Source organism: Streptomyces chumphonensis, from assembly GCF_014779715.1.
In the GTDB taxonomy this organism is placed as follows: Bacteria; Actinomycetota; Actinomycetes; order Streptomycetales; family Streptomycetaceae; genus Streptomyces; species Streptomyces chumphonensis.
On the sequence record NZ_JACXYU010000002.1, the window covers coordinates 446,564 to 469,678 of the forward strand.

General features: G+C 77.7%; 20 protein-coding genes. 4 read left to right on the forward strand and 16 right to left on the reverse strand.

Annotation, left to right across the window (positions count from 1 at the left end):
* The 11 genes from IF129_RS07260 to IF129_RS07305 form a co-directional block, all read right to left on the reverse strand.
* Positions 1–1,761 carry an ABC transporter ATP-binding protein gene (locus tag IF129_RS07260; RefSeq protein ID WP_191208644.1) on the reverse strand — a complete coding sequence of 587 codons (1,761 nt, stop codon included), beginning with the start codon at positions 1,759–1,761 and terminating at the stop codon, positions 1–3.
* The gene (locus IF129_RS07265; RefSeq protein WP_191208645.1) at positions 1,758–3,497 is read right to left on the reverse strand and encodes an ABC transporter ATP-binding protein/permease; all 1,740 of its coding nucleotides are present in this window, start codon (positions 3,495–3,497) and stop codon (positions 1,758–1,760) included. The genes IF129_RS07260 and IF129_RS07265 overlap by 4 nt, the downstream gene beginning before the upstream one ends.
* Entirely contained in the window at positions 3,491–4,699 is a 1,209-nt protein-coding gene (locus tag IF129_RS07270) for a nitroreductase family protein (RefSeq protein ID WP_191208646.1), read from the reverse strand. The genes IF129_RS07265 and IF129_RS07270 overlap by 7 nt, the downstream gene beginning before the upstream one ends.
* Positions 4,700–4,709: 10 nt before the next feature.
* A complete protein-coding gene (locus IF129_RS07275) occupies positions 4,710–6,098 on the reverse strand; it encodes a YcaO-like family protein (RefSeq protein ID WP_191208647.1) in 1,389 nt (462 codons plus the stop codon).
* The gene (locus tag IF129_RS07280; protein ID WP_318153605.1) at positions 6,095–7,654 is read right to left on the reverse strand and encodes a CocE/NonD family hydrolase; all 1,560 of its coding nucleotides are present in this window, start codon (positions 7,652–7,654) and stop codon (positions 6,095–6,097) included. The genes IF129_RS07275 and IF129_RS07280 overlap by 4 nt, the downstream gene beginning before the upstream one ends.
* The gene (locus IF129_RS07285) at positions 7,651–8,493 is read right to left on the reverse strand and encodes a hypothetical protein (protein ID WP_191208648.1); all 843 of its coding nucleotides are present in this window, start codon (positions 8,491–8,493) and stop codon (positions 7,651–7,653) included. Before IF129_RS07285 ends, IF129_RS07280 begins: the two co-directional genes overlap by 4 nt.
* 66 nt (positions 8,494–8,559) lie before the next feature.
* Complete coding sequence (amiA, locus tag IF129_RS26685; protein ID WP_257573115.1) at positions 8,560–8,673, reverse strand: streptamidine family RiPP; 114 nt, start codon at positions 8,671–8,673, stop codon at positions 8,560–8,562.
* A gap of 75 nt (positions 8,674–8,748) precedes the next feature.
* A complete protein-coding gene (locus tag IF129_RS07290; protein WP_191208649.1) occupies positions 8,749–9,558 on the reverse strand; it encodes an ABC transporter ATP-binding protein in 810 nt (269 codons plus the stop codon).
* A gap of 23 nt (positions 9,559–9,581) precedes the next feature.
* Entirely contained in the window at positions 9,582–10,601 is a 1,020-nt protein-coding gene (locus IF129_RS07295) for a FecCD family ABC transporter permease (RefSeq protein ID WP_318153616.1), read from the reverse strand.
* Between the two features lie 38 nt (positions 10,602–10,639).
* The gene (locus IF129_RS07300) at positions 10,640–11,650 is read right to left on the reverse strand and encodes a FecCD family ABC transporter permease (RefSeq protein WP_318153606.1); all 1,011 of its coding nucleotides are present in this window, start codon (positions 11,648–11,650) and stop codon (positions 10,640–10,642) included.
* Complete coding sequence (locus tag IF129_RS07305; RefSeq protein WP_191208650.1) at positions 11,647–12,648, reverse strand: ABC transporter substrate-binding protein; 1,002 nt, start codon at positions 12,646–12,648, stop codon at positions 11,647–11,649. The genes IF129_RS07300 and IF129_RS07305 overlap by 4 nt, the downstream gene beginning before the upstream one ends.
* A gap of 189 nt (positions 12,649–12,837) precedes the next feature.
* Here IF129_RS07305 and IF129_RS07310 point away from each other — a divergent pair, with 189 nt between their 5' ends.
* Positions 12,838–14,070: a hypothetical protein gene (locus tag IF129_RS07310; RefSeq protein ID WP_191208651.1), complete on the forward strand. Its 1,233-nt coding sequence runs from the start codon at positions 12,838–12,840 to the stop codon at positions 14,068–14,070.
* A gap of 421 nt (positions 14,071–14,491) precedes the next feature.
* Here the strand turns inward: IF129_RS07310 and IF129_RS07315 are convergent, their stop codons facing one another.
* Positions 14,492–14,998, reverse strand: coding sequence for a helix-turn-helix domain-containing protein (locus tag IF129_RS07315; protein ID WP_191208652.1), 507 nt, complete (start codon positions 14,996–14,998; stop codon positions 14,492–14,494).
* 345 nt (positions 14,999–15,343) lie between these two features.
* Between IF129_RS07315 and IF129_RS07320 the strand changes: the two genes are divergently transcribed.
* Positions 15,344–16,102 carry a hypothetical protein gene (locus IF129_RS07320; protein WP_191208653.1) on the forward strand — a complete coding sequence of 253 codons (759 nt, stop codon included), beginning with the start codon at positions 15,344–15,346 and terminating at the stop codon, positions 16,100–16,102.
* A 72-nt stretch (positions 16,103–16,174) separates the two neighbouring features.
* Here IF129_RS07320 and IF129_RS07325 read toward each other — a convergent pair whose 3' ends face one another.
* Complete coding sequence (locus IF129_RS07325) at positions 16,175–16,846, reverse strand: GntR family transcriptional regulator (protein ID WP_224754491.1); 672 nt, start codon at positions 16,844–16,846, stop codon at positions 16,175–16,177.
* A gap of 352 nt (positions 16,847–17,198) precedes the next feature.
* Between IF129_RS07325 and IF129_RS07330 the strand changes: the two genes are divergently transcribed.
* Both IF129_RS07330 and IF129_RS07335 read left to right on the forward strand, forming a co-directional pair.
* Complete coding sequence (locus tag IF129_RS07330; RefSeq protein WP_191208655.1) at positions 17,199–18,056, forward strand: (2Fe-2S)-binding protein; 858 nt, start codon at positions 17,199–17,201, stop codon at positions 18,054–18,056.
* Positions 18,057–18,233: 177 nt separating this feature from the next.
* The gene (locus IF129_RS07335; RefSeq protein ID WP_191208656.1) at positions 18,234–19,241 is read left to right on the forward strand and encodes a DUF2637 domain-containing protein; all 1,008 of its coding nucleotides are present in this window, start codon (positions 18,234–18,236) and stop codon (positions 19,239–19,241) included.
* A gap of 41 nt (positions 19,242–19,282) precedes the next feature.
* Here the strand turns inward: IF129_RS07335 and IF129_RS07340 are convergent, their stop codons facing one another.
* From IF129_RS07340 to IF129_RS07350, 3 genes are all read right to left on the reverse strand, one after another.
* A complete protein-coding gene (locus IF129_RS07340; protein ID WP_191208657.1) occupies positions 19,283–20,338 on the reverse strand; it encodes a protein phosphatase 2C domain-containing protein in 1,056 nt (351 codons plus the stop codon).
* Positions 20,339–20,472: 134 nt separating this feature from the next.
* The gene (locus IF129_RS07345; protein ID WP_224754492.1) at positions 20,473–21,915 is read right to left on the reverse strand and encodes an AlkA N-terminal domain-containing protein; all 1,443 of its coding nucleotides are present in this window, start codon (positions 21,913–21,915) and stop codon (positions 20,473–20,475) included.
* Positions 21,915–23,060 (reverse strand): MFS transporter, encoded by a 1,146-nt coding sequence (locus IF129_RS07350; protein ID WP_191208761.1) that lies wholly within the window; start codon positions 23,058–23,060, stop codon positions 21,915–21,917. Before IF129_RS07350 ends, IF129_RS07345 begins: the two co-directional genes overlap by 1 nt.
* Positions 23,061–23,115: the final 55 nt, after the last annotated feature.

Consider the following 23,115-nt stretch of genomic DNA (forward strand, 5'->3'; position numbering starts at 1 on the left):
TCAGGGGCGGCGGTCCAGGATGCGGGTCAGCTCCCCCGGCCGCCGCGTCAGCTCGCGCCAGGTGCCCGTCTCGGTGACCCGGCCGCCGGAGAGCACGGCGACGCGGTCGGCCCGCCGGATGGTCGCGGGCCGGTGGGCGATGACCACCGTCACCCGTGCGGCCGCGTCCGGGGCCAGCGCCTCGGCCAGCCGGGCCTCGCTCGCGGTGTCGAGCTGGGCCGTGGACTCGTCCAGCACGAGCACCCGGGGCCGCACGAGCAGCGCGCGGGCCAGGGCGACGCGGGCCCGCTGACCGCCCGACAGGGTCGTCCCCCGCTCCCCGACCCGCCCGGCCAGACCGTCCGGCAGCCCGGCGGCGATCTCGTCCACGCCGCACAGGGCGGCGACGCGCGCGACCTCGGCGTCACTCGCCTCCGGAGCGGCGAGCCGGAGGTTGTCGGCAAGGGTGCCGTGGAAGAGGGGGGCGTCCTGGCCCACGACGGCGACCGCGCGCCGCAGGTCGGCGTCGGTCAGCGACCGCAGGTCCACCGCCGCTCCCCGCTCCGGCACGAGCGCGACGCTCCCGGCCTCGGGGTCCCAGAAGCGGGCCAGCAGATGGGCGCAGGTGGACTTGCCCGCACCCGAGACGCCCACCAGGGCGAGCGTCCGGCCGGGCGGCACCGTGAGGTCGAGCCCGTCCAGCACCGGCGGCCCGCCGTAGCCGAACCGCACCCCGCTCAGCCGCAGGGCCAGCGGACCGGGCGGCAGGGGCACCGGCGCGGCGGGGGGCGGGGCGGGCGCCGGCGCGTGGACGGCGGCCCGCACCCGGGCGGCGGCCGGGCGCAGGGCGGCGGCACGGGCCAGGGCCTGCGCGGACTCCGCCACCGGGGCCAGCACCGCGAGGGCCAGGGCGAGGGCGGCCGGGGCCCAGGGACCCGCCAGCCGTCCGTCGGTCACGGCCTGCGCCGTGACCGCGACCACGGCGAGCACGGCGCCGACCACGACGGCCTCCCGCAGCGCCGAGGCGGCGGCCTCCCACCCGGCCTCGGCGCGCTGGGCCCGGCCCAGCTCGGCGCCCCGCTCGGCGAGCAGGGCACGGCGCCGGCGCAGGGCGCCGAAGGCGAGCAGTTCGGGCAGCCCGTCGACGGTGTCGACGGTGTCGGCCGAGAGCCGGGCCGCCGCGGCCCGGGTGCGGGCGCCCCGGGCGGCCCGGGCGCGGCCCTCCAGCAGGGCCGACACGAGCAGCAGCGCGGCGGCCGGGAGGACGGCGGCCAGCAGTGACGGTTCGACGAACGCCAGGGCGGTGCCTCCGGCGCCGAGGACCGCTCCGGAGGCGAGCAGCTGGGCGGTGGTGTGGGCGTAGAAGAACTCCAGGGCCTCCACGTCCGCCATGGCGGTCGCCGCCAGGTCACCGCTGCGGCGCCCGGCGATGCGGGCCGGGGCGCTGCGGGCGAGCCCGTCGAAGACGCGGACCCGCAGGGCGGCGAGCACCCGGTAGGCCAGGTCGTGGGAGAGGTCCATCTCCCGCCAGGTGGCCAGGGCCCGCACGGCGACGAGGCCGACGAGGGCCGCGACCGTGCCGGGGCCGGGTGGCTCGCGGTCGAGCAGGGCCGCGCCGACGGTGTGGGCGGCGAGCGTCACCAGCGCGGCCAGGGCGGCGTGTTCGAGGAGGGCGGCGAGGGTGGTGCGCACGGCCATGGCGCGGTGCGGGCGCAGGGCGGGCAGCAGCGCGCGTAGCGCACCGGGACGCGGGCCGGGGTGCGGGGCCTCGGTGGCGGTCATGCGGCGAGTCCGTTCCCCTCGGTGTGCCCGGCGGCGACGAGCCCGGCGTAGACCGGGGACTCGGCCAGCAGGGTGGTGTGGTCACCGGTCGCCTCCACGCGGCCCCCGGCCAGGACGACGATGTGGTCGGCGTGCCGCACGGAGGCGAGCCGGTGGGCGATGACCAGGCAGGTGCGGCCCCGGGCTGCGTCCGCCAGCTCGCGCAGGACGTGGGCCTCGCGGCGCTCGTCGACGGCGCTGGTGGCCTCGTCCAGGACGAGGACGGGCGCGTCCGCGAGCAGGGCGCGGGCCAGGGCGAGGCGCTGCCGCTGGCCGCCGGAGAGGTTGGCGCCGCGCTCCCCGACCACGGTGGCGTACCCGTCGGGCAGCGCGGCGATCTCGTCGTGGATGCCCGCGGTGCGGGCGGCGGCCCGCAGCGCCGCGTCGTCCGCGTCCGGGGCGGCGAGGCGGAGGTTGTCGGCCACGGTGGCGTGGAAGAGGTAGGTGTCCTGGGAGACGACCGCGACGCCCCGGCGCAGCGCCGCGAGCGTGTACCGCCCGACGTCCGTTCCGTCGAGCAGGACGCGCCCCTGGTCCGGTGCGTGCTGCCGCAGCAGCAGGGCGAGCAGCGTCGACTTGCCCGCGCCCGACGGCCCCACGACGGCCGTCGTACGCCCGGCCCGGGCGGTGAAGGTGACGTCGTGCAGGGCCGGGCGGAGCGCGCCGGGGTAGCGGAAGCCCACGTGCTCGAAGCGGACGGCGGGCGGCCGCGCCCAGCGGGCGTCCCGCGTGCCCCCGTCGGAGGTGCGGGGGCGTGCGGTGCGCAGGGCGGCGATGCCGTCGGCGGCCGAGGCGCCCAGGTAGCCGGCGTGCCACTCGCGCGCCAGGTCGCGCACGGGCCGGAAGCACTCGGAGATCAGGAGCAGCAGCAGGTAGGTGCCGGTGGCGGTCGTGGCGCCGGTCGCCGCCGACCAGCAGGCCAGCAACGCGGCGGCGACCGTGCCGCCCTGGACGGCCAGGTCGGTGAGTCCGGTGTCCACCAGCGACACGCGCAGCTTGGCGACCGTGGCCCGGTGCAGGGCCGCCGAGCGGCGCTCCAGCCGCGCGCGGGTCCGGCCGACGGCCCCGGCGGCGCGCAGGGTCGGCATGCCCTGCAGCGCCTCCAGGTAGTCCGCGCCCAACTCCTCGTAGGTGTCCCAGTGTTCGCCGCCGCGCCGGGCGAGCAGCCGGTCCCAGGCGCGCGGCCCGAGCAGGGCGAGCAGCAGCGCCGGGAGGAGGGCGAGCAGCACGGCGGGCCGGATCAGTCCGACGGCGGCCAGCAGCAGCGGCGGGGTGGCGCAGGTGATCAGGAGCTGCGGCAGGTAGCGGGAGACGTAGGCGTCCACGCCCTCGACCCCGTCGACCAGCGTGGTGCGCACCGCCCCGGCGCGCGCGCCCTCGAGGTGGGCCGGACCGAGCTCGCCGAGCCGGTCCACGAGGGCGTCCCGCAACCGGACGCGGACGAGCGCCCCGGCACGGGCGGCGGTGCGTCGCTGCCGCCAGCCGAGCCAGGAGCGCAGCACGACGACGAGGGCGACGGAGCCCAGCAGCCATGGAAGCGGGCCGGTCTCGCCCCGGGCGACGGCGGCCAGGGCGAGCGCGAGCAGCCCGGCCTGGGCCAGGTGGGTGAGGGCGACGGCGCCGAGCAGTGCGGTGGCGGCGAGCAGGGGGCGCGGCGCGGTGCGCGCGGCGGCCCGCAGCTCGGGGTGGATCAGCATGGGTGCGGCTCCTGCGGTGGTGGGGTTCCGGTCGGCCCGGGAGCGGCACGGGCCCCGGAGGCGTCGGGGGCGGGGGGCGGGCCGTCGGCTCCGAGGGCGAGCCCGTGCACGACCCAGTCGCGGCCGGGCGGCTCGCCCAGGGCGGCCCCGAGGTCGGCGCGCTGCCAGGCGCCCACCGGGCGGGCACCCAGGTCGTGGCGGTCGGCGACGGCCTGGGCGAGCCCGACGGCGTGGCCCGCGCACAGGTGGGCGCGGCGGATGTGGGCCGCGTCGGCGTCGTCCGGGCAGCCGTAGCCGAGGAGGACGGCGCCGCTCCGGGCGATCCAGCCCTGTCCGGCCGCCCAGGCGGCCAGCGTCGGGCGGGCCTCGCCGGAGGCCAGGCGGCGCAGCCCCCCGCCGGGGTCGAGGGCGAACAGCCCGGGTGCGCTCCCGCCCAGGGCGGCGCACCAGCCGAGGACGCCGGCCCCCGCCGTCTCGGCGACGGCCAGGACGGCGGCCAGCGCGGCGGCGTCCGGCGCGCCGGTGAGCGGCGGCGGCGCGCTGCGCCGGGCGAGCAGCCGCCCGGACTCGGGTGCCGGGCGGGGATGGGCGGCGGCCGGTCCGCTCCCGGGCGGCGGCAGGTGGACCGTGGCGAGCGGTTCGGCTCTCGCTCCGTCGAGGTCCAGGGCGGGGGCGGGGGCGCCGAGCGCCCCGGCGGCGAGCCACAGGGCGGCCACGGCGTGACCGGTGTCCAGCAGCGCGAGCGGCCAGGCGCGGTGGCCGTAGTGGGACCGCGTCCGGGCGAGCGTCACGCTGAGCTCGGCCCGGACCCCGGGCGGTACCGGGCCGGGTGCGGCACCGAGCCGGTGGACGCGGTCGGCCAGCGGGTCGTAGCCGTAGCGGCCGGGTGGCAGGGGCGCCGCGGTGCCCACCGTCAGGCGGACGTCGACCGGGTGCAGTCCCCCGGCGGAGGAGGCGGGGCGCAGTCGTCCGCCCGCGTCCCGGGCGGCGAGGGAGAGCCGCAGCAGGGGGCCGAGGTCCACCTCGCCGGGGCGGGCGGCGGGCACCGGGCGCGCGGGGCCGGGCCAGGCGGGCACGGGCGGGCCCGGCGGTGTGTCCGGGCCGGGGGTCTCGGCGCCGCGCGCCCGGGCGAGGACGGCGGGCAGGTCGGCGTCGGCGCCCGGGTCGGCACCGGTGGGGACGTCACACGGGGGACGGGTCATGGCGGCGGGCTCACATGTGCGGCGGCGGGGCGAGGCTGAAGTCCTCCGGTGCGTGTGGGGCGGACGTCCGCCAGCCCCGGGCCACGGCGGCCTCGGCGAACCGCGCGCAGCCCAGGTAGGCGAAGGCGGCGGGGGCGTTGGGCACCAGCCCGGAGACGAGGACGCGGGCGACGCGCAGCGGGGTCTCGGCGACGTCCTCGGTGGTGAGGTCGGCCGTGACGACGCGGTGTCCGCCCGCGTGCAGGGCGCCCCAGAGCCGTTCCCGGCCGCCGGGCTCGATCGCGTCGACGGGGACGACGCCGAGCGCGGGGTCGGTGAAGCGGCGTGCCTCGGCGGCCATGCGCGGGTCCAGCCACACCTGGACGTGCGCCCCGAGGTCGCGGACGGCCGCGAAGTCGGTCCCGCAGGAGTCCAGGTAGCGGGCGTCGGCCCGGTGGTCGAGGTAGAGCCCCCGGGCGAGCAGTCCGGCGTCCACGGCGCGGAAGACCCAGCCGTCCGGTGCGGTGAGGCCCTGGGTGAACACCCAGGTGTGCACGGCCTCCAGGACGGCCTTGCGGGCGGCTTCGGCCGGGTCCTCGCGGCAGGCGAACCCGGCGGCGTACACGCCGCGTTCGGGGTCGTGGACGAGTGCGGCGACGCAGGGCGCGAACTCGGAGGGCATCTCCGTCAGCCACAACCGCAGTCCGGAACCGGTCAGTTCGTCCGTGAGGCCCGGCACGCTGTCCGGGTCGATGCCGCGCGTGGGGCCGTCGAGGTGCCACCACAGCTCCAGCGCGTCGCGCTCCACGACCTCCAGCAGGCCGCGCTCGACGGCGTCCGTCAGGCCCTGCCCGGTGGCGATGCCCGCGTAGTTGAGGTGGTGCGTGCGCGGGTGGGAACGCAGCTCGCCCTGGCGCCAGTTGAGGTACGTGAGGGAGACCGGTATCCGGCATTCGGCGGTGCCGCCGTCCGGCAGGTGCTCCTGGCCCCGGGCCCACAGGGCGGGGGTGTCCGCGTCCAGGGGCCGGTAGGGGAAGTCCGGCCGGGCGTACTGCCAGGGGGCGTAGCACGGCAGGTGGGCGGGGCCGAGGTGGCGCAGGCCTGCGGCCACGAGTTCGGCGGGGGTCGCGGACAGGGGCGCGTCGGGGTGGCCGGGCGGCGGGACGCGGTTGCCGCAGTACCGCTCGACGGCCTCGGCGACGGCGGCGATGCGGGCCCCCTCGGGATCGTCGAAGGTGGTGCCCAGCGAGACGCGGTCGGCGGGCCAGGCGCCGAGCCGCCGGGCGTCGGCGACCTCGGCGGTCATGGCGACGTAGCGGGGTGGCGCGCCGGTGGGGTGGGCGACCGGCTCCACGGACCGCACGAGGCCGCACACCGGGTCCACGAGGGCGTCGAGGGGCAGGGCGGGCGGAGTGGTCATCGGCAGATCTCCTGAACGGGGTCGACCGCGTCGGTGAAGCGGCACGGGCGGACGGCGGGCAGCTCCAGCGCACCGGCCGCGGTGGTCACGGCGCGCCGGGAGGGGCGCAGCTCGGTGGCCGTCACCGGGTCCTGTCCGGTGTGCGGGTTGCGGGCGTGGGCGGGGAAGTGGTGTCCGGCGATCTCCAGCCGCAGCCGGGTGCCGGGCGGGAGCCGCCGGGCCAGGTGCCCGAGCGGCACGGTGACGTCGGCGGGGCGGCCGGGCGGGTCGTGGCGGCGGGTGACTCCGGTGGCCAGGTGGACGGCGCGCCCGGACGGCGCCAGAGCGATGAGCCGGGCGACCCAGTCGGCGGTCGGCGCGTCGGCGGTGACGCGCAGCCGGACGGCCGCCTCGCCCAGCAGGTCCAGGGGGCGGGCCAGCGGTGCGGCGAGCAGCACGCAGCGGTCCGGCGCGTCGTCCGGACGGCGCGGCACGGTCAGGTCGTCGGAGCGCACGGGATCGCGCGGATCCGCCGTGAAGCGGCCGCCGCTCAGGACGCGGAGCCCACCCGGCCGGCCGAAGCGCCACACGAGCGGGCGCGGCCGGTGCCGGGCCGCGGACCCGGTGGCCGGGAGCCACAGGGGGGCGCCGCCGAGCGCGAGCGCGCCGCGCGGCCGCGGTGCCAGCCCGCCGTCGAGGGCGAGCCGGGCCCAGCGTGCGTACAGCGGACCGAGGGCGACCCGGTGCGCCGGGTCGGCGTCGGGCCCCGGGGCAGCGGTCAGGCCGTGCGCCCAGGGGCCGAGCAGGAGCCGGGCGGGCGCGCCCCGCCACTCCTCCCACAGCGCCAGCGTGTCGGCTCGGAAGGGGTCGTGGGTGCCGCCGACGGCGAGCAGCGGCACGGTCGCCCGCGCGGCGGCCCGGACGATCCGTCCGCGTTCCCGGCCGCGCCACAGCTGTGGCCAGGACGGCAGCGGGCGGCCGAGACGCCGCGGCAGGTCGGTGAGCGGCAGGTGGTGCAGCAGGTGCGGGTCCTGTGCCAGCGCCAGGGCGAGGGCGTCCGGCTCGCTGTCCGGCCGGTCGCCGTGCGCGGCCCACCAGCCGGCCCGGGACCACAGTCGTTCGGGGCCGGTCGGTTCCCGGGCGGTGTCGGCGGCGCCGAGGGCCGGAACGGCGGCGATGACGGCGTCGGGCCGGGCCTCGGGCGCGGCGTCCTGCGTGGCGTCGAGCGCCGGGGCCAGTGCGCAGTACGCGGCGTAGGAGGCCCCGGCGGCGACGACGCGGCCGTCGCTCCAGGGGCGGGCGCGCACCCAGCGCAGGGCAGCGGCCCCGTCGGCGCGCTCGTGGTGGTAGGGCCGCCACTCCCCCGCCGAACCGTGGCGTCCCCGCACGTCCTGGGCCAGGGCGGCGAAGCCGCGCCGGGCCCAGGCCGCCAGTTCGGCGTGGTGGAGCCGCCGGTCGTAGGGCGTGCGGATCAGGACGGTCGGGTGGGGTCCGGGCCCGGCGGGCAGGCACAGGCCGGTCGCGAGCGGGGTGCCGTCGGCGGCCGGCAGGTGCTCGGTGTGCACAGGTGCGGTCACCGACGGGGCCTGACGGGCGGGGCGACCGGCGGCACGGGCAGGACGGCGTGCTGGGTCACCGTCAGATCCCGCAGGTCGACGCGGCGCAGCCGACGGGTGACGGGCAGGGCGCCGGGCCGTGGGGCGGCGTCGGTGGCCCAGTGGGTCAGGTCGGCGGCGAGCAGGGCGGCGACGAAGGCGGCCGCCGCCGGGCCGAGGGTGACGGGTGCCCCGGCCGTGCGGTGGCCGGCCCAGTAGGCGGCGAGTTCGCGGTGGGCCGGGGTGGCGGCCAGCCGGCGCGACCGCACGTGGGCGGCGGAGACGTCACCCGGACCGCAGGCCGGCGGCTCGATCCACAGTTGGTGGCCCTCCCGGTGGCAGCGCAGCCACGCCGTGCCCCGGTCGGGCAGCTGGTCGGCCTCGTCCCACAGGCCGGGCGGGACGGGCCCGTCGAGGCACCAGACGACGGCGGCGGGGCGGCCGGCGCCGACTTCGGCGGGTGGGACGGTGCGGGGCGCGGCACCGGCGGCGGCGAGGCAGGCGGCGAGCGGGCCGGTGAGCGCGGGGGCGCCCAACAGCTGTACGTCGCGGTGGTGTCGGGGCCACGGCGGCGGCTCGTGGCCATGCTCGTCCCCGGCCTCGGTGAGGTACCCGGCGTCGGCGAAGGCGGCGACGAGGCGGTCGAGCGCGTCAGCGTCGGAGGCGGAGGCGGCACGGCCGGTCAGGCGGGCCAGCAGGTGGTCCGGGTCCGCCTGACCGGTGCTGATGCGCAGGAACTCGCCGTCGGCGGTGCGCAGGGCCGGCCCACCGCCGGGCACGGCGACGACCTCCACTCCGGGGGCGAGCCGGCTGCGGGTCATGAGGGTGCTCCTCGGGTGCGGTCGGGGGCGGGCCCGGCCCGGAGGCCGGGCCCGCCGGACGGGGTCTTACTCCTCGTTGTCGTCGAAGGGGTTCTCGACGAGCGCGTTGGAGTGGCTGGCCGAGGCGTGGGCGAGCTGGCCCGGGTCGGCGATGGGGGCGAAGACCTTCTCCTGCTCCATGAATTCCTCCTGGAATCGGGGCGGTTGAGGTCACCCGATCGGGTGACGCAGGAAGAGATTACGTGAAAATGATTGTCATGTGCTAGCCGTGAGAGGGTGATCCGGGTAACACACCGGCCACCCGCCGTGCGGGTCCTCCCCCACGCGTCCCGCCACGTCGAGCACCTCGGCCAGGAAGGCGGGCGTGACGACCTCCTTCGGCGCCCCGTCCGCGACGATCCGGCCGTCCCGCAGCGCCACGACGCGCTCGGCGAACCGGGCGGCGTGGCCCAGGTCGTGCAGCACCATCACCACCGTCATCCCCCGCTCGGCCCGCAGCCGCACCACCGTCTGGAGGACCTCCAGCTGGTGGCGCAGGTCCAGGTACGTCGTGGGCTCGTCCAGCAGGAGGACGCGGGTGTCCTGGGCGAGCGCCATGGCGAGCCGGACGCGTTGCCGCTCGCCGCCGGAGAGCGCGTCCACCGGACGGTCGGCCCAGGAGGCGACGCCGGTGTCGGCCAGCGCCCGGCGCACGGCGGCGTCCTCCCCGTCCCGCAGCATCCCGAGCGGGCCGCGCTGCGCGTACCGGCCCTGGCGCACCAACTGCCGCACCGTCATCCCCGGTACGGCGGGCGCGGACTGGTGGAGCAGGGCCACCCGGCGGGCGGCGGCCCGACGGCCCAGGCGCGCCAGGTCGTCGCCGCCGAGCAGCACGCGGCCCCGGTCGGGTCTGAGCAGGCCCGCGACGAGCCGCAGCAGGGTGGACTTGCCGCAGCCGTTGAGTCCGACGAGCGCGGTCAGTTCGCCCGGCGGCACGCGCAGGTCGACGTCGCGGAGCACGGGACGCCCCGGGTAGCCGAAGTCGGCCCCCTCCACGCTGATGCCGGGCGGTTCGGTCAGGTCCATCGTCCACTTCCTCGAAGACGGCGTCAGAACGTACGGTCCGGGGCGCGGCGCACCACCACGAGCAGCAGCCCGGCCCCGAGGCAGGTGGTGAGCGCGCCGACGGGCAGCGTCAGCCGGTCGGCGTCCAGCCACCCGGCCAGGTGCCGGGAGAGCACCTGGGCCAGCGCGTCGGCCCCGCACACCACGACGGCACCGGTCAGCGCGGCGCCGGGCAGGGCGTACCGCAGGTCGGCCCCGAAGAGCGCGACGGCCAGGTGCGGCACCAGCAGGCCGACGAAGCCGAGCGCGCCGACGGACGAGACGGCCCCCGCCGTCAGCGCGACGGCGCACAGCAGGGCGAGCGCCCGCGCCCGTCCGGTGGCGAGCCCGGCGGCGGCGGCCGGTTCGTCGCCGAGCCGCAGCAGCGTCAGGGGGCCCGCCAGCAGCCACACGGCCGCCGCCCAGACCAGCAGCCAGGGCCACAGCAGGTGCCAGTGCGCCCACACCCGGCCCTCGGTGCTGCCGACGAGCCACTGCACCACGCTGCCCAACTCGCCCGGTGCGACGAGCAGGACCATCGCGGTGAGGCCGCCGAGGACCGCCGAGACGAGGACGCCGTGCACGGCGGTGCCCGCCGGGTCGCCCCGGTCCCGCCCGGCCAGCAGCCACAGCAGCCCCGCGCCGGTGAACCCGCCGACGGTCGCGGCGGCGCAGACGGCGGCCGGCGACTCCCAGCCCGCGAAGCCGAGCCCGGTCGCGGTCACCGCCCCGAGCACCGCGCCCGGCGTGACGCCGGTGACCTCCGGCCCGGCCAGCGGATTGCGCAGCGCCGACTGGAGCACCAGGCCGGCCAGCCCCAGCGCGGCTCCCGCGCCGAGCGCCACGAGCAGGCGGGGCAGGCGCAGGTGGAGCACGACGTGCCGCGCGGTCGGGTCGCCCCCGCCTCTCAGCACCTCCAGCACCGCGCCGGGGTCCAGCGACCGACCGGCCAGCAGGTCGGCGACGGCCACCAGCACGGCCAGGGCGCCGAGCGCGCCCAACCGCCGGGCGGCGCGGGACCGCACGCGTCGGGCGAGCGACGCCACGGGGGTCGTCCGGGCCCTCACGCCGCCACCGCCCGTCGCCGGGCCCCGGCGCGGAGCAGGGCGACGCCGACGGGCACCCCGAGCAGCGCCGTCCAGGCCCCGACCGGCGTCTCGACGGGGGCCAGCGCGAGGCGGGCCGGCACGTCGGCGAGCGCCACGACGCAGGCCCCCCACCCCGCCGACCAGGGCAGCCAGTGCACGGGCCCCGCGTGCGGCCGCAGCCGCCGGGCCAGTTGGGGGGCCAGGAAGCCGACCCACGCGACCGGCCCGCAGACGGCGACCACCGGGGCGATCAGCACGACGGAGACGGCCAGCGCGGCCAGCCGGGCCCGGCGCACCCGCACCCCCAGGGCCTCGGCGTCCTCGTCCCCGAGCCGCAGGACGGACAGGACGGGCGCGCACAGGACCAGCGCGGGCAGGGCCGCGAGCAGCCACGGCCACAGACCGGTGACGTCGTCCCAGGTGCGGGCCGAGAGGGAGCCGAGGAGGTAGCGGTAGATGAGCTGGAGGTCGAGCTGGTCGGCCATCACCATGAGGACCAGCAGCGCCGCCTGGAGCGCGGCGGAGACGGCCGCGCCGGTGAGCAGGACGGCGGACGGGCTCCGGCCGAAGCCGGCGGCCAGCAGGGTGAGGACGCCGCCGAGCGCCGCGCCGCCGAGCGCGAGCAGCGGCTCTACGACGGCGGGCAGCGAGACGGCCAGCACGAGCGGCGCGGCGACGCCGAGCGCGGCACCGGAGGAGACGCCGAGCATCTCCGGCACGGCCAACTGGTTGCGCAGCGCCTCCTGGAGAACGAGTCCGGCGGCGCCCAGGCAGGCCCCGGCGACCAGCGCCAGCACCAGCCGCGGCAGCCGGAGCTCGCCGACGACGACGCCGGTCAGGCCGCCGTGCTCGCCACCGGGCAGCACGCCGCGCAGCGCTGCGGGCAGCCCGGCCGGAGCGACGACGGGGGTGCCCAGGCAGAGCGCGGCGAGCGCGGCGGCGAGCAGCAGCGCGGCCAGGACGAGGGCGTGGCGGCGGCCGGTCACCGCAGCGCGGCCGTCGCCTCGTCCAGGACGATGCCGAGGGAGCGGGTGCCGCGGCCCTTGGCCCACACCTCCGGGTCGACCTCGTGCACGTCGCCGTCGCGCACGGCCGGGATCTGCCCCCACAGGGGGTTGTCGGCGAGCTTCTCGGAGAGCTTGCCGCTGTCGTCGCCGAAGGACATCGTCTCGACGAACAGCACGTCGACGTCCTTGGCGAGGATCTCCTCCAGGCTGTAGCTCCCCTCCACGCCCCGGGAGGCGAAGGGGTAGTCGGCGAGCTTCGGGAGGAGCCCGGCGGCCACGTCGGTCCCGGGGGTGGCCACACCGAAGTTCTCGTCGCTGCCGTAGATGATGAGGGCCGTGTGCTCACTGGGTTCGGCCTCGGCCTCGGCGAGGGCGGCGCGGAAGGCCCCCTCGGCCTTCTCGCCCTGCTCGGTGCGGCCGGTGAGGGCGGCGAGGTCGCGCAGGTAGCCGACGCTGTCCTGCCACTTCTCCGGCTGCACGGGCCAGAACGTCGTGGCGCCCTCCAGCGCGGGGGCGAGCTTGCCGTGGGTGTCCTCCAGCCCGATCACGAGGTCGGGTTCGTGGGAGAGGATCGCCTCCACCTCGGGGGCGAGGAAACCCCCGGGGACGACGGGGATCTCGGCGGCCCGCCGCTCACCGAGGAGGTCGGGGTGCGCGAGCAGCGCGCTGTTCGTGGCGACGGGCTCCATGCCGAGTTCGACGAGCATGTCGTCGCACAGGGCCACGAGGCAGACGACGCGGCGGGGCGGGGCGTCGGTGGCGACCGTGACGCCCCGGTGGTCGGTGATCTCGCGGGCCGCCTCGATGGGTTCGACGGTGACGTCCGTGGTGGCGCGGTCGCCGTTCGCGGAGTCCGTGCGGTCTTCGTCACCGGTCGAGGTGCCGGTGGAGCCGCCGCACCCGGCGAGGAGTGCGGTGAGGGTGACGGCGGCGGCTATCAGCCTCCGTCGGCCGGTGCGGATCGATGAGCGCGACATGAGGCGTCGTCCGTTCTGCTGGTGCCGTTGGTCTTCTCGGGGGCGCCCGGGGGCCGGACGCCCGCACGGGGAGTGAGGGGTGCGTGCGGGCACGGCCCCGTGCCGTCGGGGCACTCCGCGCAGCGCAGGATACACATGATAATCATTTCCAGACACCCTCATGCCGCACTCGACCACCGGAGGACGCCCGTGCCCACCCCCGAGACCCTGCTGCTCGTCGCCGACCATGTCGCCGGGCGCATCAGCCTGTTGGACCTCTCAGCCGGCGCGTCCCACCGGGAGGTCGCCGCCGTGGAGGGCCGGCACGTCAGCGAGCACGCGGGCTTCCTGCGACTGCCGGGTGACCGGGTGGCGTGCGTCGACGACCTCGCCGGCGCCCTCCTCGTCCTCGACCCGTTCGCCGCGGCGGGCGGCGGGGCACTGGAGAGCGCGGCGATACCCGTGGCCACGCCCGCCGAGCACCTCGCGGCCGACCCCTCGGGCCGCCGCCTGGCCGTCACCACCGGACTCGGCCACGCCGATGAACCCTGGAGCGACCTACTCACCGCCGTCGACCTGGCCACCGGCCGCGCGTGCCGCACCCGCGTCCGCGTGGACGAGCCCGGGGTGACCCTGACGGGCGGCCCGGCCCCGCACCTCGTCCTGCGGCAGCGGGCACCGGGCGGCTTCGCCCTCCTCCGCCACTCCCGGCTGCTCGCGGCGGGCCCCGGCTGCCCCCGCGTCCGGCCGGACGCCACGCTCCCGCTGCCGGACGACGGGCACGGCGACGCCTACGACCCCGCCTCGGACCGGGTGTTCACGGCCACCGGGGAGGGGGTCCACCGCGCCCGGCTCGACGACGGCACCCTCGTCGCCGAGGACCCGCTGTCCTGGGGCGGCCCGGGACGGGGCTGGTTCCTGCGACTGGACGCGCCGCACCGGCTGCTGTGGTCCTGCCTGCGCGGCGGGCCGGCCGACCCGGCCCGCTGGCCGGAGTGGACGAACACCGCCTGGTGCCACGACCTCGACACGGGGCTGACCGCGCGCGCCGACCTCGGCCCGGGGCTCGTCTTCCGTATGGCCCTCGCCCGGGACCACGCGGCCTTCACCCGTATCCACCCGGACGGCGACGAACTCCTGCTGCTGGCGCGCGGGGACGGGCCCCCCTCGGTCTCCGCCCGGATTCCCCTGCCGGCCATGGACGGGGCGCCGCGCCGTGGCGGCACGCCGTGGGACGGTGTGCAGCGCCGCGCCGTCGCCGCTTCCCCGGGCGGCGACCGGGTGGCCGTCAGCCGGGGCGGGCACGGGGAGATCCTGCTCTTCGACGCCGCCGACGGGAGGGCGGCGGGAGTGCTGCACACGCCCACCCCCCTCGACGAAGGCGGCCGCCTGGTCCTGCTGCACGCGGGGGACCGGGCCGAACGGGACACCGTCGGACGCTGAGGGGTCCTCGGCGCGCGTCGGACTCAGGGCGGCGGGGGTCCGGATGAGCGCCGAGCGGAAGCACACGGCCTCGGAACGCACGACACCGGAACACGCGGCATCGGAACATGCCGCACCGGAACACGAGAAGGCCCGCCCGGTGCGACGGGGGATGCACACCGGACGGGCACAGGACCTTTCTACCGCATCGGCCAACGGTCGCGCAGCACAAAGCCGTTCACCCCCTGCGGGGACGCGGCACCGCAGGCGATATCAAGCCACGGCTTCAGGTTCGGACCGGCGACCTCCCGCACGCACCCGCGGTGATCACCGAGAAGGAGGGCGGCGCCGAACCGGCCTGCCGCTCGGCGCCGCCCTTGTCACAGGCGGCCCGGACCCCCGTGCCGGGCCACCGTGTCCTGGGGGGACCGCCCGCCCCGCCTCACCCCGCAGGCTCCGAACCGCCGCACGCAGGGCGTTCGTCGGATTCCGGAGGTTCCACGGGCAAATTCATCTGCTGCCGAAACTGGCCGATAATCGTGGTCAGGCTGTCCTGCACCTCGGGCGGCAACCCGACCGAACGCAGCGCGATCGCCCGGACGCGCCGGTCCCGCATGGCGACGAGGAACCGGACCTCCTCCTCGACCCGTTCCGCCTGCGTCGCGGAGAGGTCCCCCAGCAGGTAGCCGCCGGGCACCCCGAAGAACTTCGCCAGCGCCCGCAGGACGTCGGGGCTGGGGTTCGCGCGCCGGCCGTTGCGCAGCATCGACAGGTACTGCTCGGTCAGCCGGACGCCGCCGTACTCCTCGGGATGACCGCTGACGACCTCCGCCACATGGGCGTTGGTGTAGGGAGAGCCCGACGGATGCATGTTCGCGAACAGGTAGCCGAGGCGCTCCGCCAACGTGCCTCCGACGGCGCCCTGCGGCACCTCCCCGGCTGCGGCCATGCTCACCGCCTTTCCCGCTCCGCCCGACTCACGCTCAGTTAAGGCGAGTTCCAGGCCCGTATCCTGCCACGCCGTCTCCGCGAAACACCAGATCCCCGCACCGACGGCGACCGCACGAGGGTCTTAACCCACGGTTACGGTTCGGGCGTCGCGAGGGGGCGTCGACGCCCGCTGCACGCCGCTCCCATCGGTTCAAGATTGTGAAAGAATTCACACCGGCCTCTTGGCTCCGTGCCGCTTCCGTGCTGTGATGCGATCACCCGGGCCCAGAGGGGTTCGTCCGGGCTCACCGGCACCATCCGGCTCGATGACGCGCTTGGGGAGGGCACTGTGGCGGACTCCGCCATGTCAGGTTCGGTACACCGGGAACAGGGTGAGGACCCGCTGGACCGCGCCGTGTGGCGGCTGCGGTCCCGCGGTTGCTGGGACGACGCCGCGGCGCTGCTCGCGGCCGACGCGGCGACCGACGCGGGCGCCGCCGTCCGGAGGGCCGGACTGCTCGTCGAGCGGTGCATGTTCACCACCGCCGGCTGGGCCGAGGCGGAGGAGGCGGTACGGACCGCCGAGGCGCTGGCCCAGGGCGACGCCCTGCGCGGCGCCGCCGCCTGCGAGCGCGGCCACCTCGCCTACGCGGCCACCGTCCTGGGCGTGCGCGACCGGGCGGACGAGGCCCGCTCCGCGCTGGGCCGGGCCGCGGCGCTGCTGCCGCCGACCGCCCCCGGCCGTGCGGTCCTGGACTTCCGGCGCGGGCTGCTCGCCGAACACCTCGGCGACACCCCGCAGGCGGCGAAGGCGGCGTACCGGCGGGCCCACGCGGCGGCCACCGCGCACGGCGACACCCTGCTGTGCTCCTTCACCTGGCGCCATCTCGCCGGGCTGGCCCTGCGCGGCGGCGACCTCACCGAGGCGCGGCACGGCTTCACCGAGTCACTGCGGCTCCGTGAGGAGCTCGGCTTCCTGGTGGGGATGGCACCGGCGCTGGCCGCCCTCGCCGACGTCCAGCCCGAGCCCGAGGCCACCCGGCTGCGAGCCGAGGCACAGCGCCTGTTCCGGCTGCTGGGCGGCGTCCCGACATGGCTCGCGGAGCGGCTGGCCGCCGCCTGAGGCACGGGCGGGCCGTCGCCCGGGGGACGTGCCCAGGGCGTGCGCGCCCGGCAGCGGACCCGTGCGGAGCGCTCAGTGCACGCCGTGGTCGCGGAGCAGGCGTTCGGCGGCGACGAGGTCCCCGGCGGTGAGCGCGTCGAGGAGCAGGACGTGCTCCCGGGCCGTGGCCAGCACCGCACTCGGGGACCGCGGCGGGCGCACGCACCGGCGGCGTACGTCCTCCGCCACCCGCACGAGGTGCCGGTTGCCGGTGAGCTCCAGCAGCGCCCGGTGGAAGGCCAGATCGGCCTCCGCGTAGGCGCCTCGCTCACCCCGGGCCGCGTGGGTGACGGTCGCCTGCGCCAGCGGACGCAGCGGACGCCACCGCTCGGCGGGCAGGGACCGGGCCAGCGCGAGCAGCGGCGGCACCTCCAGCAGGGCCCGGATCTCGATGAGTTCGGCGAGGTCCGACGACGAGCGCTCGGCCACCCGGAAGCCCCGGTTCGGCACGGTCTCGACCGCGCCTTCGGCGGCGAGCCGCTGCATGGCCTCCCGGACCGGGGTGGGCGACACGCCGAAGCGTTCGGCGAGTACCGGAGCCGAGTAGACACGGCCGGGCTCCAGCTCCCCCTCCAGCAGCGCCTCCCGCAGGGCGCTGAGGATCTGCGCCCGGACGGAGTGGCGGCGCGGCATCCGGGGCGGGGGCGGGCCCTGCACCGCGTGTACATGCTCCCCGCGCACGCTCTGCGGCGTGGGGCCGGCCAAACGCGCCCCCCGCTCCCGCGAGGGGCCCGGCGCCGGTTCGGACGGGCCACCGGACGGGCCGAGGAGGCCGGCGGGGTCGAGAGGACCGCGGGGGCGGGGGGCGTCCAGGACGACGGGGGCGTCGTCGCCGGGCGAGGGTGCCGGGAGGGGCCGGTCGGGGCGGCGCGCGGACGGGCGGGGGGTCGCGGGAGGCACCGACGACGACTCCGCCCGGGTCCGTGCCATCCGTCCGCTCCTGTCCGCCGAACTGTCCGAAGAGCACCCTAGGCCGAGAGTGCCGGAGATCAAACCACCCGAAGATCCGGTAAGGTAAGGCTTACCTGTCAGTGATCGTGGAATCGGGACCTCGCGCATGGCCGCCACCAGCCTCGCCCCAGTGCCGTCCGCCCCCGCAGCGGAGGCACCGCTCGCCGCCGCCTACGCGCGGCTCGAAGAAGTCCTGCCCGGGCTGGTGATCACCGACACCGGCGGGGCCCCGCCCCCCACGGGGGAGGGCTGGGTGACCAGCTCGGAGCTGGCCGACGGCGGCGGCGCCCTGGAGGCGTTCCTCGCCTGCGACGACGAGCAGATCCGCCGGGACTACGGTGTGAGCGCCCGGCCCGACGTCATCGCCTCCTTCGGGCTGCACCGCTACGCGTGGCCCGCGACCCTGCTGATCACCGTGCCGTGGTTCCTGCTGCGCCGGGTGCCGCGCTTCCCGGCCGACGCGGTGGCGTTCCACCGCGCCCACGGCCGCCTGGCCCTGCGCACGACCACGTTCGCCTGCCTTCCGGACGACCCGGCGGCGCACCACCGGGACGCCCTGGTCGTCCCGCACGAGGAGGCGCTGCGGGCCGAGGTGCGAACGGCCGTCGCCGAACACCTGGGCCCGGTCCTGGAGGGCTTCCGGCCGCACATGCGGCGCGGTCCGCGCGCGCTGTGGGGCGCGGCGGCGGACGAGATCACCGAGGGCCTGTGGTACGTCGGCCGGCTCTTGGGGCAGGAGAGGCGGGCGATCGAGGCCGCCGAGGCGCTGCTGCCGGGCGCCACGGCACCCTTCCCGCGCGGCGCCGGCTTCCGCGAACTGACCGCCCCCGACGGCAGCCGCCTCCCCACGCGCGACCGCGCGAGCTGCTGCCTCTACTACACCCTCCGCCCCGAGGAGACCTGCGTCACCTGCCCCCGCACGAAGGACGCCGAGCGCATCGCACGCCTGACCGCCGACACCTGACGTGTTCGAACGCGTGGGGTCGTGGCACGCCCCACCGCACCTCGTTGGCGGGCACTTGCCGGGAATCGCCCCTACACGCCCCCGCCCTGGGTCAGGATGCACCGCGAGAAAGCGGCACCCGCGGCCCGGCTCCCCGGACCCCGGGTCCACGGCCGACGGCCGACGAGGGGCACCGGTATGGAACTCACGGATGGATCACTGCAGTGGACGGTGGCGGGAGCCGTCATGCTCGCCGGCCTGCTGGGGGCCGTCGTCCTGATGGTGCGCGGCAGGAAGTCCGCCGAGGACGCCGCGCAGCACGACTCCTGGGAACGCAGCGAGGAACGACGCCGCCGGAAGGAGACCGTCTACGCGACCGCCTCCTACCTGCTGCTCTTCTGCTGCGCCGGAGTGGCCGCGGCCCTGTCCTTCCACGGGCTCGTCGGATTCGGCCGGCAGAACCTGAACCTCGACGGCGGCTGGGAGTACCTCGTCCCCTTCGGGCTGGACGGGGCGGCGATGTTCTCGGCCGTCATCGCCGTGCGTGAGGCCAGCCACGGGGACGCCTCCGTCGGTTCCCGGCTCCTGGTGTGGATCTTCGCCGGGGCCGCCGCCTGGTTCAACTGGGTCCACGCCCCGCGCGGCGCCGACCACGCGGGCGCTCCGCACTTCTTCGCCGGGATGTCGATCTCGGCCGCCATCCTCTTCGACCGGGCGCTCAAGCAGACCCGGCGGGCCGCGCTGCGCGAACAGGGCCTCGTGCCGCGCCCGTTGCCGCAGATCCGGGTGGTGCGCTGGCTTCGGGCACCGCGCGAGACCTTCCGCGCCTGGTCGCTGATGCTGCTGGAGGGGGTGCGCACGCTGGACGAGGCCGTCGACGAGGTGCGGGAGGAGCGGCGGACCAAGGAGCGTGAACGGGCCCGGCAGCGTGAGCAGACCAAGCTGGAGCGGGCCCGCCTGAAGGCGCTCAGCCGACGGCGGCCCGGCTGGGTGCCCGGACGCGCCGCCGTGCCGCAGGACGTCGAGGTCGCCGTCGAGGTGGAGCAGCCCGTGCGGGCCCGCGCGGCCCTCGCCGCCGCCGAGGAGGAGACCGCCGAGCGGGGACGGAAGCCCGCGTCCGGGGAGAACGGCGACATCGGGCAGGCGGGCGGACGGCTGGACTCCCTGGAGGAGAAACTCGCCGCGATCGAGAAGCAGTTCGGCTGAGTCCGGTGGCCGCCCGGCGGGCGCCGCGGACGGCCCCGCGCTCAGGACTCCCACACGGCGGCGGCCGTGCGGTCGTCGGCGTGGCCCTCGACGGGGAGCTGGACGTCCGTGAGGAACGCCGCCGGACCGGGCGCGTCCCCGGCCCAGCGGGCGGCGAGTTCGCGGGCCAGCTCCGGCGCGCCGCGCAGCGGCTCGGACAGCCCCGGGCCGCACAGGAGGAGCGTGTCCCCCGGCCGGGCGACGGCGGCACGGAAGCGGAACGGGGGCACGAGCGGGGGGACGGAGGGTCGCGTGCCGCCGGGCGTCACGGGGACGGGCCCGGCGACCGCCTCCGGCTCGATGTCGTCCCACGCGCCGGCCCGCAACCGGAACAGGCCCCCGGGGCCCGCGCCGAAGAACAGCCGGGTCCGGCAGCGGGGGTCGACGGGCAGCAGCAGGCACCGCAGCCAGGCGGCCCGCTCGGCCGTCCCGTCGGCGTCGTCGGCCGGGCGGCGGGGAGCGCCGAGGCCGCGTCCGGTCAGCCGGCCGAGGCCCGACTTGAGCGCGCCGCGCCGACCGGCCCGCACGTCGTCCAGCAGAGCCGCGTGACTGCGGCCCACCGCTTCGGCGATCCGGTGGCAGGCCGTCCGAGCGGCTCGCTGGCCCGACGACGCGCCCGGGTGGCTGCCCGCGACCGCGAGCAGCAGCAACGCGTCGTCGCCCGCTCCGAAGCGCGCCGTCAGCTGCGCGTCGTGGCGGGGGCGGCCCCGCAGCCGGGCGGAGTCCCCGCGTACGGAGACGGTCCGCACGGTGAGCGCGCCGTAGCCGGCGCCGTCCAACTCGGTGTCGGGCGCCAGCTGATCGAGGCGGGCCGGATCGGCCTCCGGCCAGGCCGACGGTTCGCGCCCGGGCGGTGGCGGGCGGTCGTCGACGCGCCCGGGGGATTCGGCGGGCCCGGCGCCCCCGGTCGGCCCCCGCCGGCCGGGGAAGCCGTCTCCGCCGTGGTCCAGGGCGCGGGCGGCCGCCTCGAAGCGGTCGTCCAGGCTGTCGGCCGCCGCGGTGCGCCCCGCGTCGGGCTGGTCGTCCGCGTACAGCCGGGTCCACCAGTCGTGCGTCATGGTGACAGTGTCGCCGCGTGCCGCGCCGCCGCCCACCCGTAGGGCCGCGCGGCGCGCCAACTGGCGTCGGCCGCAACGGGAATGCCGACGGAGCGTCACTCCCGAGAGTGACGGGGGACGGGACGGCCCGGGAGTCACCCGTCGACGGCGGACGCGGCGACCGACCACAGGTGGTGGACCGCGTAGGAGCTCCAGGGCCGCCAGGCCGCCGGGTCGGGCGTGCCGCCGAGGTGCGCCAGACCGTGCCGGACCCCCGCGTCACCGGTCAGGAGCACGTCGGGGTCGCCGAGGGCCCGCATGCGGATGTAGGACGCCGTCCACGGACCCACGCCGCGCAGCGCGAGCAGGGCGCGCTGGGTCTCCTCGCGGTCCGCACCGGGGTCCAGCCGCACCGAGCCGTCGGCGACGGCCGTCATCACCGTGCGCAGCGCGGCCCGCCGGGCGGCGGGCATGCCGAGTTCCGCGAGGTCGGCCTCCGCCAGGGTGGCGGCGTCGGGGAACAAGCGGGTCAGCGTGCCGTCCGCGGCGGACAGCGGTTTGCCGTACGCGGCGACGAGCCGGGCGGTGAGGGTCCGGGCGGCCCGGACGGTGACCTGCTGCCCGAGCACGGCGCGGGCGGCCAGTTCGGCGCCGTCGGCCGCGCCGGGCGAGCGCAGCCCCGGCCGGGCGGCGGCGGACGGCCGCAGCAGCGGGTCGCGGGCGAGCCGGTCGGTGACGGCCCAGGGGTCGGCGTCCAGGTCGAACAGCCGCCGCAGGCGCTGGACGGCGGTGGTCAGGTCCCGCAGGTCGGCCAGGTGCAGCCGGCAGGGCAGCCACCCCGCTCCGCCGCGCTCCCCGACCTCGGCGACGGCGTGGGCGTGCGGCAGGGCGAGGGTGCGGCGGTAGCGGCGCTCCCCCGGCTCGCCGGTCACCTCCTCCACGCCCGGCACCGCGCGGCGGCCGAGGAAGTCGAAGACGCCCGCCGCGTCGTAGGGGGTCCGGTGGGCGAGCCGCAGGGGCACCCCGTCGCCCTCGGGCGGAGTGCCCGACGCGCCGCGCAGGCCGGTCGGGGTGGTGCCGTACACGGCGCGGAGCGTGTCGTTGAACTGCCGGACGCTGGCGAACCCGGCGGCGAAGGCGATCTCGGTGACCGGCAGGCCCGTGGTCTGCAGCAGCGTCCGCGCGGTGTGCGCGCGCTGGGCGCGGGCGAGCGCGATCGGACCGGCCCCGAGCTCCCCGGTCAGCTGGCGCTGGAGCTGCCGGGCGCTGTAGCCGAGGCGCCCGGCCAACCCGCCGACCCCCTCGCGGTCCACCACACCGTCGGCGATCATGCGCATCGCCCGGCCCACGGCGTCGGCCCGGACGTTCCACTCGGCCGAGCCGGGCACCGTGTCGGGGCGGCACCGGCGGCAGGCCCGGTACCCGGCGGCCTGGGCGGCGGCGGCCGAGGGGTGGAAGGTGACGTTCTGCCGTTTCGGGGTGACCGCCGGGCAGCTCGGGCGGCAGTAGATGCCGGTCGTACGGACCGCCGTGAAGAACACACCGTCGAACCGCGCGTCCCGGCCGCGGACCGCTTCGTACCTGCTCTCGTCGTCCATCACTCCTTCAGTGTGCGACGCCCGCGGCGTCGCCACTCGCGGAAATCGGACAGGGACATCAGCAGGTAGGGCACGGCACCGGCGGCGAAGAGGAGGCCGGTTCCGGCGACCTGCGAACCGAGGGCGTACCCGGCGAAGACGAGGACCGCGACGACCTCGGAGCCGAAACCGGCGAGCGAGGTGACCGTCGCCCGGGACCGGTCGGAGACGGCGGCCTGGAGCCGGGCGTCGGCCCGCGCCATGGTCCACTCGAAGACGCCGTAGGCGACGGCCACCGGGACGAGCCCGGCCGGGTGGCCGCTGAGCGCACCTCCGGCGAGGCAGGCGGCGCCCGCCGCCAGGACCCCGCCCGCCCGACGGGGCCCCCGGCCGGCCAGCCAGCCGCCCACCGCCGCTCCGGCCGTGACGAGGCCGACCAGCAGCGGCAGCGCCGCCGGCCCCGGGGCGACCGCGTCGGCCAGGAGCGGTACGTACTCGTCCAGCGCCGTGACGCCCGTGACGACCGCCCAGAAGAGCGCCGCCCGGCGCGCACCGGGGGTGCGGCGCAGTTCCCGCAGGCCGCCGCGCAGGACCGCGCGGAAGCCCGGTTCCTCCTCCCCCTCATCCGGCGCGGGGGCGCGGGAGTCGGGAAGGGTGAGGGCGACGCAGGCACACAGCACAAGCGCCGCCGTACTGGCCAGTCCCAGGGCGCGGTAGCCGCCCGCGGCCAGGACCGGCCCGGCCAGGGCGGCGGCGAGCAGCTGGGCGGTGAGCCCCAGCGCCCGGCCGCGCCCGACGAGCCGCTCATATCCGTCCGCCGCGCCGAGGCGGTCCAGCTCCGTCCAGGCCAGCGCCTGGTAGGTGCCGGACCGCAGCGCCTCCCCGGCACCCCACAGAACGAAACCCGCCGCGAACGCGGGATAGGAGGGCGCGACGGTCCACAGCGCGAACCCGGCGCCGTTCAGCAGTGGCGCGAGGACCAGCAGCGTCCGGCGCGGCAGCAGGTCGGCCAGGACACCGGAGGGGACCTCCAGCACGAACCCGGCGAGCGACCAGATGACGAACAGCGAGGAGATCTCGGCCGCGTCGAGCCCCGTGTCGGCGAAGAGCACCGCGTAGACGGGGTAGAGCAGGACGAGGTCCTCCAGCCCCGCGTAGGCGTACAGCCTGCGGCGGAGGGAGGGAACGGAGGCGGGCGAGGGTCAATGTCGTCGGCGCATG

Coding starts and splice junctions, on each gene's coding strand:
- IF129_RS07275 (WP_191208647.1), bottom strand. CDS start 6,098: ATGACCACTCCGCCCGCCCTGCCCCTCGACGCCCTCGTGGACCCGGTG.
- IF129_RS07345 (WP_224754492.1), bottom strand. CDS start 21,915: ATGGACGACGAGAGCAGGTACGAAGCGGTCCGCGGCCGGGACGCGCGG.
- IF129_RS07285 (WP_191208648.1), bottom strand. CDS start 8,493: ATGACCCGCAGCCGGCTCGCCCCCGGAGTGGAGGTCGTCGCCGTGCCC.
- IF129_RS07340 (WP_191208657.1), bottom strand. CDS start 20,338: ATGACGCACGACTGGTGGACCCGGCTGTACGCGGACGACCAGCCCGAC.
- IF129_RS07290 (WP_191208649.1), bottom strand. CDS start 9,558: ATGGACCTGACCGAACCGCCCGGCATCAGCGTGGAGGGGGCCGACTTC.
- IF129_RS07305 (WP_191208650.1), bottom strand. CDS start 12,648: ATGTCGCGCTCATCGATCCGCACCGGCCGACGGAGGCTGATAGCCGCC.
- IF129_RS07330 (WP_191208655.1), top strand. CDS start 17,199: ATGGCCGCCACCAGCCTCGCCCCAGTGCCGTCCGCCCCCGCAGCGGAG.
- IF129_RS07335 (WP_191208656.1), top strand. CDS start 18,234: ATGGAACTCACGGATGGATCACTGCAGTGGACGGTGGCGGGAGCCGTC.
- IF129_RS07265 (WP_191208645.1), bottom strand. CDS start 3,497: ATGCTGATCCACCCCGAGCTGCGGGCCGCCGCGCGCACCGCGCCGCGC.
- IF129_RS07260 (WP_191208644.1), bottom strand. CDS start 1,761: ATGACCGCCACCGAGGCCCCGCACCCCGGCCCGCGTCCCGGTGCGCTA.
- IF129_RS07320 (WP_191208653.1), top strand. CDS start 15,344: ATGTCAGGTTCGGTACACCGGGAACAGGGTGAGGACCCGCTGGACCGC.
- amiA (WP_257573115.1), bottom strand. CDS start 8,673: ATGGAGCAGGAGAAGGTCTTCGCCCCCATCGCCGACCCGGGCCAGCTC.
- IF129_RS07315 (WP_191208652.1), bottom strand. CDS start 14,998: ATGGCCGCAGCCGGGGAGGTGCCGCAGGGCGCCGTCGGAGGCACGTTG.
- IF129_RS07270 (WP_191208646.1), bottom strand. CDS start 4,699: ATGACCCGTCCCCCGTGTGACGTCCCCACCGGTGCCGACCCGGGCGCC.